Below are 12,452 nucleotides of genomic sequence, written 5' to 3'. Positions count from 1 at the left end.
CGGTGGGGCTGAACCTGTTCGTCACCTCGGCGGTCACGGGCATGCCGCTGACGGCGGTGATCCGCGCTGCACTGCCATGGCTGATGCTGCTGATCAGCTTCCTGATGGTGATTACCTACATCCCGGCCGTTTCCCTGGCGCTGCCGAACTGGCTGGGTATGAGCTGAATAACCGTCTTTACCGCGTCTACCTCTGCGCCCGGCCTTGTGCCGGGTTTTTTTATTGGCTCGCAAACCATGCGTAGCCCGGATGAATCCGGGGGCTTTTCGAACACATGACAAAGGCTGGCGCGGCTGAAGCCCCTCCCACAGACGCGGGACATTTGTGGGAGGGGCTTTAGCCGCGACTGGGTAGCGGGCGCTTCCCCCGGATTACATCCGGGCTACGGGCAGGGTGATCATTCCGTCAGTGTCATCAGGATATCGGCATACCAGGTGCAGTTCAGACCCAGGGCTTCGTCCTGATCCTCGTCGCGATTGCCCAACAGGCGCGTGGAATGGATGCCGAGCAATTTCCAGGGCAACTCGCCCTCGACGCCGGCGCGCTTGACCACAGGCGCGCCGCTCAGGCCGCGATGGGTGCGGCCGTCGGTGAGGAAGTAGCCCAGCCCGTGGAAACGCAGACCGAAGGACGACGCCAGCCCGGCATGACGCGCCACCGGCATGCGGTGCAGGGTGTCCTGAAAGCCCAGCGGGAAGCCCACTACCAGCAACGTCGAGCCGATCTCCACATGCTCGTCGGCTTGTAGCAGGTGCTGCGGGGTGAAGGCCTGGTAAGCACCGTTGTTGGGAAGGGCGGCCTGATCCAGCTCGATCACCGCCACGTCGATCTCGCCCGCGCCATCCATACCCTGACGCCACAGGTGCTGTTCGCCGTCATACAGCGGGATGGAAAAGCTGACGGTGCTGGCCAGGTTGTGTGCGTCGGTATGCAACTCGATCTGCAGGCTGTCCGGCTGATGGCCGCTCGGCTCGTCGAGCACCACGTGACGGCTGGTGACGAGGAACAGCCGTTGATCCCGGAGGAAGAAAAAACCACTGGCGTTGGTCAGTATCTGCCCAGCAGCCAATGTGGTGATGCGTGCAGCGCTCAACATCAGGGAATCGATCATGGCCTGGGCCTCCTGCCGGTGTGTGGTCTATCGACTGACTGCCAAAGCCGTGACAGGTTCGTTTGGTGATCTCGAGCCGGCGCCAGGGTGGATGTAAAAAGCGACATCCACCCTACGGAGCTGACGTGACACGTGTAGGGTGCGCCGTGCGCACCGGCGGCTACGGCGATTCGAAGGTGCGCACGACCTGGGCGGCCCCGCGACACCCTACGAATAGCAATCACGGTGCTGCCGGCTCATCCTCGTTGCGATCCAGCGCCACCTGGCGAATCGACAGGCGAATCTCCGCCGGCAGCACGCGCTTGGCGGCGCCTTCGGCCAGCTCGCTGAGCAGCGGGTGATGGCTGAGCTTGCCGGCTTCGTCCTGGCGCAGCACGCCCTGATCCAGCAGGCTCTGGATGAAGTGACGGAACAGGCTCTTGTCGAAGAACTCCGGCGCGTTCAGGCCATGCAGGATCGACAGGCGCTGGGCCATGACCGTGCACAGGTCTTCCAGCTCCTCGGCGCTGATCGCGTTCTGCCCGGCGTTGAGCAGCAGGGCGATGGCCATGTAGAAGCGCTGCAGGGTCTGCGCGACCGAGCGCGACAGCAAGGTCAGCAGCACGAACTGGCGCGAGCTGGGCGCCGGGCGTACGTACACATCGCCCTCGACCTTGAGCAGGCCCTGCTCGACGAATGCCGTCAGCCACTGGTCGATCACGCCTTCCAGCTCGCTCTGTTCCCAGCGGATGAACAGCTCGGATTGCAGGTAGGGATACAGCGCGCCGGCGTAGCGCAGGATCTGCTCGCGGCTGATCCGCGCGCTGCTCTGGAAGAAACTCGCCAGCAGCGCCGGCAGGGCGAAGATGTGCAGCACGTTGTTGCGGTAGTAGGTCATCAGGACGGCGTTCTGCTCGTCCAGATAGAGAATCTTGCCCAGCGCATCCTTCTGTTCGGCCAGCAGGTCCATGCCCTTGACGTGCTCGATCAGCGCTGCGCCATCGCCTTCCGGCAGGGTGGTGTGTGGCGAGTAGGGCACCGCACGCAGCAGGGCCAGGTACAGGTCGAGCACACGGGCCAGGGCGCGGTCGTCCAGGGCCAGCTTGCTGGTGGACAGCAGCGCCAGGGCCACCAGGTTGACCGGGTTGATCGACGCCGCTTCGTTGAGGTGACGCGCCACGCGCTCGCCCAGGCGGTTGGTGGTGTCGTTAAGCCAGGCCGGGCGGTACTGCGGGCCCAGCTCCTGTTCACGCCAGCCGGGCTGCTGCTGGTCAAGGAACTCTGCCAGTTTGATCGGCTCGCCGAAGTTCACCGAGACCTGGCCGAAGCGCTGCTTGAGTGCGCCGAGCACCTTGAACAGGTCGAAGATCGACTCCTTCTTCTTGCTCGCGCCACGCAGCTCGCCCAGGTAGGTGCGGCCTTCCAGCACGCGCTCGTAACCGATGTACACCGGCACGAAGACGATGGGCAGGCGGTTGCTGCGCAGGAAGCTGCGCAGGGTGATGGCCAGCATGCCGGTCTTCGGCCGCAGCATGCGCCCGGTACGCGAGCGGCCGCCCTCGACGAAGTACTCGACCGGGAAACCCTTGCTGAACAGGGTGTGCAGGTATTCGTTGAACACCGCCGTATACAGCGGGTTGCCCTTGAAGGTACGGCGCATGAAGAAGGCGCCGCCACGGCGCAGCAGGCCGCCGATCACCGGCATGTTGAGGTTGATGCCGGCGGCGATGTGCGGCGGCGTCAGGCCATTGCGAAACAGCAGATAGGACAGCAGCAGGTAGTCGATGTGGCTGCGGTGGCAGGGCACGTAGATCACTTCGTGACCCTGGGCGATGTCGCGCACGCCCTCGACGTTGTGCACCTTGATGCCGTCGTAGATCTTGTTCCAGAACCAGGAAAGCACCAGTTCGAGGAAGCGGATCACCGTGTAGGTATAGTCCGAGGCGATCTCGTTGCCATAGCGCAGCGCCTGGGCTTCGGCTTTCTCCAGGCTGATCTTCTCGCGCTCGGCTTCCTCGGCAATCGCCTGGCGCACCATCGGGTCATGCACCAGGCCCTTGACCAGGTTGCGCCGGTGCGACACGTCCGGGCCGATCACAGCGGCCTTCTGGTTGCGGAAATGCACGCGCAGGATGCGGTGCACCATGCGCAGCGTGCGCTCCTGGCCCTTGTCCTGCTCGACCAGCTCGCGCAGGTGAATCGGCGTGGAGAACTGCACACGCGTCTTGCGCCCGAGGATCAGGATGCTGACCAGCCGGCGCAGGCGCCCGGTCACCGCCCAACTATCGGCGAACAGCAGTTTCCAGGGGCTGGTTTCGCGGTCCGGCGACTGGCCCCAGAACACGCTGACCGGGACGATCTGTGCGTCATCCACGGCATGCTGGCTGAGGGCGGTGACCACGCGATCGAGGGTCGGCGAAATGCCGCGCTTGTCCTGGCGGCCGAACCAGTCCGGCTCCGGCGTCAGGTAGAAAAAGGCGGCGGGCTCGATGTGTTCCCCGACCGCTACCGGCAGCACCGGGCGCGGCAGGCCGGCCTTGGTGCACTCGCGGTCGACCACTGCCAGGTCACTCACCGACGGCTGCTGCAGCACATAGAACACCGGCTTGCTGCGGTCGAGCTTGAGGGTGAAGGCGGACTGGTTGATGGTTTCCGAGCGTACCCAGAGGTACAGCAGGCGGCGCAACGATCCGAAGACGAGGCGGCGGAAGGGGGAACGGGTCATACGGACTCTGCTTGTATGGCAAAACGAGCGGTGGCTCGGGAAGGGCGCTAGTGTGCCGCAAGCCGCGTCTGGCGGGCAAAAAACTCGTGCGTCCAGACGGTCAGCCCGGCCAGCATGCAGGCAGCGTGTGACGAAAAAACGGTCAACGATTCAGCACCCGTTGATCAACAGAACTGCAAAGCGGGTCTGGGGTTCCCGATCAGAATGCCGAGTCAGCTTTCAGGATGATTGCAGCGACCTGAGTAGGGAGGGCGAACAGCGCTATGACATTCTAGGGTGGGCCGGGCGGCGATCCGCTTCAGCCCACCAAGTCGTGTTCTCGCAATCCAGCAGTCGGGTAGGGTGGGCTTCAGCCCACCACCTGCTACAACGCCAAACCCTCACGCCAACTTCATCACCACCACACCCGCCGCGATCACCGCACACGCCACGAGGCGAATCGGTCGCAATCTTTCCTTGAGCAGCACCACCCCCAGCAGCACGGCGAACACCACGCTGGTCTCGCGCAGGGCCGAAACCAATGCCACCGGCGCCTGAGTCATGGCCCAGATAACGATGGTGTAGGCCGCCATCGACATCGCCCCGCCGGCCAGTCCGCCACGCCAGTGCGGGCCCAGCTGCAGGAAGGCGCGCGGCCCACGGCTGATGGCCAATACCGCCGCCATCACTACGCCGTTGACGGTAAACAGCCACAGCGAATAACTCAGCGCATCGCCATTGCTGCGAGCGCCCATGGCATCGCTGAGGGTGTAGCCGGCGATGAACAGCGCCGTCATCAACGCACAGCCCAGCATCGCCCCTTGCGGCGCCTTGTGCTGCCCGCCGCGCAGCGCCATCAGCCAGATGCCCAGCACCAGAACCAGCAAACCCAGCAACTGCAGGGCGCTGAGCCCGTCATGCAACAGCAGCAGCGAGAGCAGGGCGACCATCAGCGGCGAGCTGCCCCGCGCAATCGGGTAGACCTGGCCCAGGTCGCCGTACTGGTAGGCGCGGGCGAGAAAGAAGTTGTAGCCGATGTGCAGCAGCGCCGACAGCGCGATCCACGGCCAGGCCGAGGCTTGTGGCAGCGCCACCAGCGGCAGGGCGCAAAGTGCCACCAGGCCGGCACCGATCTGAATCAGCGTGGCGGTGAGGAAGCGATCCAGACCAATCTTGAGTAGAGCGTTCCAGCCGGCATGCAGGGCAGCGGCGGCGATGACGGCGAGAAAGACCGTGGTTTCCAAGGCGGGCCTCGAAGGCAGGCGGTTGTCGAAGAAATTGAGCAGGAGCCGTGCGGATACCGCTCGGCTCGAAGTGATGTGGCTGAGGTGTAGTGTCGGTCGTCAGTCTGCCGCAAGCTCGATTTTCGGGCAAAACCCATTACCGCATGATGGCAGCGCAGTGGCGCAACAATGCCTATGATTCAACGCAAGGCGATGGATCACGCCCCGCGACGCTGAACCAAAGGGCAACAGACCCTTGCCCTCGAAACTAGAAACAGCCCGCCCGTGAATGGCTTGGAGAACAAGGCGATGACCCCGCCCAGCACGCCGATTGACGCGCATGACGCCGTCGCTCGACGCCCTCGAATCGCAACGCCCTTGAACCTGCTGATCGTTCTGGCGAGCGTATTCGTTGCCGTTGTCTGGCTGATCACCCTGCAACGCATCGCCTTCGAACGTGAGCAGGCGCTGGCTGCGGAAATGGAAGCCAACTCCAGCCTGGCCATCGCTTTCGAGCAGCAGGTGTTCCGCGCGCTGAAGGCGGCCGAGCAGGTGGCGGCTTTCGTGCGCGAGCAGTACCGCCGGCAGGGCAAGGCCATCGACCTGCGCCGCTGGGTCGAGGAGGGCGTAATCCGCGAGGAGATGTTCACCATCGTCAGCGTGGTGGACGAGCAGGGCGATATCGTCAGCAGCAGCCAGAACACCGGCCCGGTCAACTACGCCGACCGCGAGTTCTTCACGGCGCAGCGCGATGCTCGTATCGATCATCTGTTCATCAATCAGCCGGTACTCGGGCGAGTCTCCGGGCGTTGGCTGATCCCCATGTCGCTGCGTATCGAGCGCGATGACGGCAGCTTCGCCGGCGTCGTGGTGATGGCCGTCCGTCCAGAGGACGTCACGCGCTTCTTCCAGCAGGTCGATCTGGGCCCGCAGGGGCTATTGGAGCTCGCCGGCCTCGACGGCGTGATACGGGCGCGCAAGATCGGCGCACGCAGCGAATTTGGCCTGGGTGCCGAGTCACTGGCCTGGTTCCAGCGGCAAAAGCTGCATGGCGCCGATGATTTCCACGACAGTGGCGAGGCGCTCGATGGCGTCGCCCGTATCGTCAGCTACCGCACCATGAGCGGTTATCCACTGATGATTACCGTGGCCACCGCCTACGACGAGGAGATGGGCACGACCTTGCAGCGGCGCTCCACCTACCTGATGGCCGCAGTTGGCGTCACCCTGGTGGTCATGCTGTTCGTTGGCCTGCTGGCGCTAATGCTGGTTCGCCAACGTGCGGCCACCGATGCCCTGCAAGGCAGCGAAGCACTGTTTCGCGCCACCTTTCACCAGGCGGCCATGGGTATCGCCCACATCAGCCCCGAGGGTCGGATACTGCGGGTCAACGAGAAATTCGCGCGCATGCTGGGGCGCCCGCCCGAGGCGCTGCAAGGCGCCAACATTTTCGACCTGAGCGACGCCGAAGTCGCTGCCGCAGCCCGCAGCTTTCTGAGCGAGCAACTGGTCAGCGAGGCACGTGCGCTTTCCCCGGAAATCGAGAAAACCTATCGGCGTGAGGATGGCTCGCTGATCTGGGTATGCGAGGCCTCGAGCGTCGTCCGCAATCGCCAGGGTCACCCGGAGTTCCTGGTGCTGGTCACGCAGGACATCACCGAGCGCAAGCACCTGGAAGCGCGCCTTTGTCATGACGCCGAGCATGACGCCCTCACCGGGTTGGCCAACCGCGTCAGGTTCCACCAGCGGCTCGACCAGGCGCTGGAGTCCGTGCGCGACCAGCAGCAGCTGTGCGCCGTGCTCTATATCGACCTGGATGGATTCAAGGAAATCAACGACCGCCACGGTCATGCGGCCGGCGATAGCCTGCTGCAGATGGCCGCCAGACGACTCGAAGGTTGTGTGCGCAGCACCGACACGGTCGCACGCTTCGGCGGTGATGAGTTCGGCATCGTCCTCGGCAATCTGCACGGCAGTCAGGATTGCGAAACGGTGGCGCTCAAGGTGCTGGATGTACTGGCCAAGCCATTCGATCTGGACGGCAGCATGGTGCGGATATCGGCGAGCGTGGGCGCCGCTCTGTTTCCGCTGCACGCCGAAGACGGCCAGGACCTGCTCAAACGTGCGGACCAGGCCATGTACGCGGCCAAGCACGCGGGCAAGAACCGCTTTCACAGCGCTGACGAATAGCGCTGATGATGGCCTGAGCGGCCATCGCCGGACCTTCGCCTGAATACCTGTGACGGCTACTGGTCCGCGACAGGCTGAGTCGAAACGCCCTGTTCGCCAGCCACCAGCAACTGCCTGCGCCATTTCCACTCCAGCATGCCCAGGCCTGCGACGAACGCAGCCTCGCCGAGCACATGGCAAAACCCCGCTAGCGTCATGACCGGGGCAAAGGTCGTCGCGATGCCAAGGCAGGCCAACGCCCAGAATCCGTTGGCCACTGCCAGCAGCTTGATCAGCGCTTCGGCGCGCCGCACACGAATCGCCAGCGAAAAGGAAAAGCAGGCGTAGGCGATATTGACCGCGCCGATGAAACTCAGCAGCTCGCCGGGCAGGGCATACCAGCCGCTCAACCAGGGGGCCAGCAACAGAACCACAACGCCCGCGCTCGCAGCGGCCATGCAGTCCAGCCAGAGGATATGCCTGATCATTTTCATGGGGCTCGCCTCAAGCGCTGCGCCGCTTTTGCACGGCCAGCAGGAACAGCAGGGTAAAGGCGATCACCAGCAGATCCAGGGCGATGGCGGGCGCGGCCTTGCCCAGGTAATCCTGGCCATGGATCAGCAGCAGCGACACGAAGATGGCCTTACTCAGCGCAGCAATGACGGCGCAGAGAACCCGATGCTTCGGACTCAGCGCGCCATAGATCAGCAGCACGCCCATTAACCCGACCAGCGCTGACCAACTGCGAACGACCAGGGATTGCAACTGCCCATCGAAGGATGCGCCAAACATCGACTGCAGCGCCTCCTGCGGGGCGAACAGGCCGTAGAACAGGGTTGCCGTGAGAACGCCGGATAGCAGCATCAGCCATCTGAAATTGCGTGCAATGAAGTCCATCGACGTTTACGTCCTTGTTGGTATGAGCGGGGGAGAGCATAGCCGCAAAGCGAAGACGTCGGGCGCAGTCAGGCTACTTATCCCTGTCTCGGTATTGCTTGTAGAGTGGCTTCGCTAGAATTGCAATGACAAATATAGCGAGCATGATGGTGAAGGCGCTATTTTGAAAGTGAGCGAAAAACAGCCACGACAAAGCCGCGCAGACTAAAGCGGCTACCAATAAAATTAAAGTGTCTTTCATCAGGCGTAGACCCCACTCCCAACCAGGGCCTTGGAGCGATAGGCGACTCTGAACCTACTGCTCTTGTCCAATGTTTCCGGGTTGCGAGCATAAAACGAGTTCCAGCCATCAAACGCAAGGTTGTGTTGATGAAGAAACACAAACATATCTGACATTCTGTTGCCGCAACCTGCTGAGCGCCCGCTTGCTACAGCGATACTGCCAATGACGGCCCCAACATAAAATGAAGCCCCCAGCGAAGCTGCGACTTTAAATTTCTCCAGCCCGGTCGTTGCTTTAATGACCTCTGCCATTGTCGCTCCCGTACCTAATGTTTCTAGAGCGTCCAAAACAAGTCCGGCATTCGCTACGGCTGCATTGAGATTGTCAAATAGTGTTTGAGGAACGGGTAGTCCCAAATCTTTCATGTTCTCGTTAAAGTACGTCTTGAAATCACCTGGTTTATAGCATTGACTCATTATATTTCCCTGATTGATTAGCCTAACGGTTGACCAAGGGGCGGGCTTTAGCCCGTCTCAGGGAGCGATTTGAATCATTTGGCTATGTTTTTTCTTTAGGGTAATTCTGAAAAACCATGTGCCGTCACACCGCGTAGGCTGGAACCCGGGTGCTAAATAGCTTCTGGATTCCCGGCTGTACGGGAATGGCGACTATTTCAGATTTTACTTAGGTATTCGAATAAGTCTAAGTACCTGATCTCTAGATAGTCCAAGCTCTCTAAGGATGTTCTGAAAAAGCCACTTATCGTCACTCCCGCGAAGGCGGGAGCCCAAGAAAGTTCGCGGATCCTGCAGCGGAACAAGGCCGATAACAATGATGATCCGCGTGATCGATTGAACGCTTGGCCCCCGCTGCGCGAGCTACAGAATGGCCAGGGCGGAAAAGCCCAAAACAGGCCGGGTATACGAATGCAACCGCGCTGACGACAGGTGCAAAAGCAAAGCTTTGCTCACTACTTGTGGGGAGAGTCCATATATATTTGTTAGTGCTTATAGGTCGTCAAGTGCTATTTCGTCTTTTGATTTTTGAGATAATTTAACAAAAAGATAATCGGCTATAGGGTCGAGTTTTGCATTTGCCACTTCAGCAATTATTTCGGCTGCCCTTTCACGTAAGTTGATTGGGAAGCAAAATTCTGATGATGATGGTTTTGGGAGATTCTCTTTCAGGATGCCAATGGCTTTTTCTGCGTCTGCTTTAAAAGTTACTCTTCCCCATTCTCTACTTTCGCACCAGTCCTGAATTTCGGTCTTGGTGAATTTTAGAGATCTTGCAATAAGACTTTCCATTGTTTGAAGGTGATGTTCCTCCGTCTGACTCTTGCTCTCATGTAATTCGCGGGTTAACTTTTGAGCTGCGGCAAAATAGGCCTTTTTAACAAAGGCTTCAGCGTTTGGTGTGTTTTTGAATTTTTCCCAATTAAATTCAGCTACTGATTGTTCCAAGGTTTTGCCTGCTGATGGGCCGCCTTTCTTACGCACAGTAAAACGAATTGTTGTGTGAGACATATGGTTCTCCATGCAAGGAAGTAGCGCTAACGTAGAGCTAGCCGGCGCTGCGCAGCTTTATCGTGCAGCGTCCAGCGACTGAAAGGAGCGAGGTTGAGCGCCATGTTAGGCATTTTCAATTTCCCGCGTAGCACTTTGCGGGTTTAAGAATAATAGGCTGTTATCTTTTGCTTCGGCAGACCAAACGGCTGTAACTTTGTTCTTATAACACGCCTCTTTCACATCTACACCAAAATAACGTTGAATTTTTCTCTTGCTTTCGTTGCTTGGAGGCACTCTGCGCCAATGGTCAAAAAATGGTTTTTCACCTTCCGAATCATATTTTTTATCTTTGGTTTTACATGCCCGGATAAGCTCTTTTATTTCTTCATCGGTTGGTGAGAGCGGTTGGGGTGAGGCGGCAATTTCTGCAAGGGAGGATTTCAGCTTTAAGAAGAAGGGGCGATTGCTGTACTTCCCGTCTTCGTTCTTTAATACGGCACTTATTTGTGTATAAGCCTCATTAGGAATCAGATTTGAGAGAACCCTATTTGAGACATCTATCTGCCAGCCTACATTTTTCTCCTTGATACCAATGGTCAAGGTTTTTGAACGTGCGAAAAACACACCTTTTACAGCAAGTGTTTCAAAGTCGAAGTGAAATAGAAGCGCTTCGTTTCGTTGGCTAGAAGCTTGGTGAAGAAGGTCTGACAGTAGATCATTTATGTCCATAGCGCTCTTATGCCTAACGTTTGGTTAAGGGGCGGGTTTTAGCCCGTCCCAGTGAGCGGGGCGAACGGTTTGATTAATTTGTTATAGGAGTTCAACACGTTTTCTATTTGGTTCGGTAGTGGCTGTAAATGCTTTTAGCCTTTGAATAGCCGTAAAGGGCCAAATAGCAAAAGGCGATAATGGTTATTGCTGGTCCCGTCGCATTTATTCCAGTCATATAGGTTATATAAATCCCGCCTAGGATGATTAGAGCCACGTAACCGGTAAGCGTTCTATTTTTTGCAGACAGGGCTAATGGCAAGACTGACAGAGCAATAATATGAATTGCAATTGTGGTAATGATTTCTGAAATCAGATCTATTGGGATGGTGCCGGTTTGTGCTTGGGTAATTTGAATAATGGCTTGATACGCAAAGTAATTTAAGCTCGATACAATGGCTGTGCTAAGGAAAAGTATTGGTGCATATTTTTTTATTGTGTTGTGCATAGAGGCAGAGCGATTCCTATAACGTTTGGTTAAGGGGCGGGCTTTAGCCCGTCCCAGCGAGTGCAGCGAGCGATTTGAATGCTGTAATGGACTCTCCCCACGCCACGGTTCTATACCAAGGCGTTGAGGGTTGAAGAATGGGAGAGCTGCCATGAARCGAATTGCAGTTGATCTGGCCAAGTCCGTTTACCAAGTTGCCGAGAGTGTCCGTTCCGGCCAGGTGGTGCAGCGCAAGCGRCTGAACCGAGAGGCGTTCCGGCGATATATACAGGAGCAGGGTGAGCTGGTCGAGTGTGTGATGGAAGCCTGTGGCACAGCGCACTATTGGGGGCGGCCCAGCGTTGCCAGGCACGCACGCAGGAAAAGCTGACGCAGCTGCAGCGCTGGGCTGTGCAGACGGCAGAAGGTATCGGCCGCATCACAGCGGCCGTAGCACTGGCCAACAAACTGGTGCGGATCTGCTGGGCGGTGTGGTGCCACGAGCGGCGTTTCAATGGCAATTGGCAGAGAGTAAAGCCCGCCTGACGGCAGGGGTAATCAGAAAGGTGTGATGGTTTTTGTGGTTGTGGTGAGCGGCAGCACTGTCGGAACAGGTGAGTCCTGCAGCGGAGCAAAGCCGATAACAATGATGATCCCCGTGATCGATTGAACGCTTGGCCCCCGCTGCGCGAACGGCAGAATAGCCAGGCCAAGCATCCCCTGGAAGGCCGGATATACGGATACAACCGCGCTGACGGCAAGTGCAATCACTACTTGTGGGGAGAGTCCATATACCAGTTGTTAGGTGCTTGATAACCGCAGTAGTAACTCGCTAACGCTAGTTCTAAGTTCTAAATCATCTGTTTTCTCTGCTGCCTCATTGGCTTGGGCGGCAAAGATTCTAGCTTCAGTGGTATTACCCAAGTCAATAAGTGCTTCAGCCATTGCCAAGCTGATTGACGAAACGTACTCATTAAGTTCTGCTGCGACAGCATAGTTCAATGCTTTTTCATAAAATTTTACTGCCAGATTTTGATCATGCGTGAAGTCGCCTAGTGTCTCCCATTGAAAGGGATGATGTTGCCCAGATTTTTCACTGTTCTCGCAGATAGAAACTAATTTTTGATAGGCCGCCCATTCAGTTTTTTTGTCGCCCATTTCAGAAGCATTAACTATTTCCAGAACTATTTCGTGAACAGCTTCGTGGAGCTCTGGGTTCATGCTGAAAGCACCTAACGTTTGGTTAAGGGGCGGGCTTTAGCCCGTCCCAGTGAGCGCAGCGAACGACTTGAATGCTGTAATGGACTCTCCCCACGCCACGGTTCTATACCAAGGCGTTGAGGGTTGAAGAATGGGAGAGCTGCCATGAAACGAATTGCAGTTGATCTGGCCAAGTCCGTTTACCAAGTTGCCGAGAGTGTCCGTTCCGGCCAGGTGGTGCAA

At 58.3% G+C, this 12,452-nt stretch carries 12 protein-coding genes and 2 pseudogenes; 3 read left to right on the top strand and 11 right to left on the bottom strand.

Going from position 1 to position 12,452, the window contains the following annotated elements; genetic code table 11:
* Window positions 1-167: pseudogene (locus INS93_RS24400) on the top strand (C4-dicarboxylate ABC transporter permease); the annotation flags it as partial.
* A gap of 230 nt (window positions 168-397) precedes the next feature.
* Here the strand turns inward: INS93_RS24400 and INS93_RS24395 are convergent.
* From INS93_RS24395 to INS93_RS24385, 3 genes are all read right to left on the bottom strand, one after another.
* Window positions 398-1,111: a S1 family peptidase gene (locus INS93_RS24395; protein WP_192985833.1), complete on the bottom strand. Its 714-nt coding sequence runs from the start codon at window positions 1,109-1,111 to the stop codon at window positions 398-400.
* A gap of 220 nt (window positions 1,112-1,331) precedes the next feature.
* The gene (plsB, locus tag INS93_RS24390; RefSeq protein ID WP_192985832.1) at window positions 1,332-3,815 is read right to left on the bottom strand and encodes a glycerol-3-phosphate 1-O-acyltransferase PlsB; all 2,484 of its coding nucleotides are present in this window, start codon (window positions 3,813-3,815) and stop codon (window positions 1,332-1,334) included.
* Window positions 3,816-4,195: 380 nt separating this feature from the next.
* Window positions 4,196-5,038, bottom strand: coding sequence for an EamA family transporter (locus INS93_RS24385; RefSeq protein ID WP_160019672.1), 843 nt, complete (start codon window positions 5,036-5,038; stop codon window positions 4,196-4,198).
* Window positions 5,039-5,326: 288 nt separating this feature from the next.
* Here INS93_RS24385 and INS93_RS24380 point away from each other — a divergent pair, with 288 nt between their 5' ends.
* Entirely contained in the window at window positions 5,327-7,207 is a 1,881-nt protein-coding gene (locus INS93_RS24380) for a sensor domain-containing diguanylate cyclase (RefSeq protein ID WP_192985831.1), read from the top strand.
* Between the two features lie 56 nt (window positions 7,208-7,263).
* Here the strand turns inward: INS93_RS24380 and INS93_RS24375 are convergent, their stop codons facing one another.
* From INS93_RS24375 to INS93_RS24350, 6 genes are all read right to left on the bottom strand, one after another.
* Window positions 7,264-7,680, bottom strand: a complete 417-nt coding sequence (locus INS93_RS24375; RefSeq protein ID WP_226945730.1) for a hypothetical protein — start codon at window positions 7,678-7,680, stop codon at window positions 7,264-7,266.
* 10 nt (window positions 7,681-7,690) lie between these two features.
* The gene (locus tag INS93_RS24370; protein WP_192985830.1) at window positions 7,691-8,083 is read right to left on the bottom strand and encodes a hypothetical protein; all 393 of its coding nucleotides are present in this window, start codon (window positions 8,081-8,083) and stop codon (window positions 7,691-7,693) included.
* A 240-nt stretch (window positions 8,084-8,323) separates the two neighbouring features.
* A complete protein-coding gene (locus INS93_RS24365; RefSeq protein ID WP_192985829.1) occupies window positions 8,324-8,782 on the bottom strand; it encodes a hypothetical protein in 459 nt (152 codons plus the stop codon).
* A 531-nt stretch (window positions 8,783-9,313) separates the two neighbouring features.
* Window positions 9,314-9,832 carry a hypothetical protein gene (locus INS93_RS24360; protein ID WP_192985828.1) on the bottom strand — a complete coding sequence of 173 codons (519 nt, stop codon included), beginning with the start codon at window positions 9,830-9,832 and terminating at the stop codon, window positions 9,314-9,316.
* A 105-nt stretch (window positions 9,833-9,937) separates the two neighbouring features.
* Window positions 9,938-10,543, bottom strand: coding sequence for a hypothetical protein (locus INS93_RS24355; RefSeq protein ID WP_192985827.1), 606 nt, complete (start codon window positions 10,541-10,543; stop codon window positions 9,938-9,940).
* A 103-nt stretch (window positions 10,544-10,646) separates the two neighbouring features.
* Window positions 10,647-11,183: a hypothetical protein gene (locus tag INS93_RS24350; RefSeq protein WP_192985826.1), complete on the bottom strand. Its 537-nt coding sequence runs from the start codon at window positions 11,181-11,183 to the stop codon at window positions 10,647-10,649.
* Here INS93_RS24350 and INS93_RS24345 point away from each other — a divergent pair.
* A pseudogene (locus INS93_RS24345) lies at window positions 11,182-11,555 on the top strand (hypothetical protein). The gene INS93_RS24350 and the pseudogene INS93_RS24345 overlap by 2 nt on opposite strands.
* Window positions 11,556-11,567: 12 nt before the next feature.
* Here INS93_RS24345 and INS93_RS24340 read toward each other — a convergent pair.
* On the bottom strand, window positions 11,568-11,780 hold the full coding sequence (locus INS93_RS24340) for a hypothetical protein (protein WP_192985825.1): 213 nt from the start codon (window positions 11,778-11,780) through the stop codon (window positions 11,568-11,570).
* Window positions 11,781-11,810: 30 nt separating this feature from the next.
* Complete coding sequence (locus tag INS93_RS24335; protein WP_192985824.1) at window positions 11,811-12,230, bottom strand: hypothetical protein; 420 nt, start codon at window positions 12,228-12,230, stop codon at window positions 11,811-11,813.
* Window positions 12,231-12,452: the final 222 nt, after the last annotated feature.

It is taken from the genome of Pseudomonas sp. EggHat1 (assembly GCF_014892995.1).
In the GTDB taxonomy this organism is placed as follows: domain Bacteria; phylum Pseudomonadota; class Gammaproteobacteria; order Pseudomonadales; family Pseudomonadaceae; genus Aquipseudomonas; species Aquipseudomonas chaetocerotis.
This window is presented reverse-complemented; position numbering and strand designations above follow the sequence as displayed.

What these genes read in the sequence shown, in the direction of transcription:
- INS93_RS24375 (WP_226945730.1), bottom strand. Translation starts at nt 7,680, where the DNA reads ATGAAAATGATCAGGCATATCCTCTGGCTGGACTGCATGGCCGCTGCG.
- INS93_RS24365 (WP_192985829.1), bottom strand. Translation starts at nt 8,782, where the DNA reads ATGAGTCAATGCTATAAACCAGGTGATTTCAAGACGTACTTTAACGAG.
- INS93_RS24370 (WP_192985830.1), bottom strand. Translation starts at nt 8,083, where the DNA reads ATGGACTTCATTGCACGCAATTTCAGATGGCTGATGCTGCTATCCGGC.
- INS93_RS24380 (WP_192985831.1), top strand. Translation starts at nt 5,327, where the DNA reads ATGACCCCGCCCAGCACGCCGATTGACGCGCATGACGCCGTCGCTCGA.
- INS93_RS24335 (WP_192985824.1), bottom strand. Translation starts at nt 12,230, where the DNA reads ATGAACCCAGAGCTCCACGAAGCTGTTCACGAAATAGTTCTGGAAATA.
- INS93_RS24395 (WP_192985833.1), bottom strand. Translation starts at nt 1,111, where the DNA reads ATGATCGATTCCCTGATGTTGAGCGCTGCACGCATCACCACATTGGCT.
- INS93_RS24355 (WP_192985827.1), bottom strand. Translation starts at nt 10,543, where the DNA reads ATGGACATAAATGATCTACTGTCAGACCTTCTTCACCAAGCTTCTAGC.
- INS93_RS24350 (WP_192985826.1), bottom strand. Translation starts at nt 11,183, where the DNA reads ATGGCAGCTCTCCCATTCTTCAACCCTCAACGCCTTGGTATAGAACCG.
- plsB (WP_192985832.1), bottom strand. Translation starts at nt 3,815, where the DNA reads ATGACCCGTTCCCCCTTCCGCCGCCTCGTCTTCGGATCGTTGCGCCGC.
- INS93_RS24360 (WP_192985828.1), bottom strand. Translation starts at nt 9,832, where the DNA reads ATGTCTCACACAACAATTCGTTTTACTGTGCGTAAGAAAGGCGGCCCA.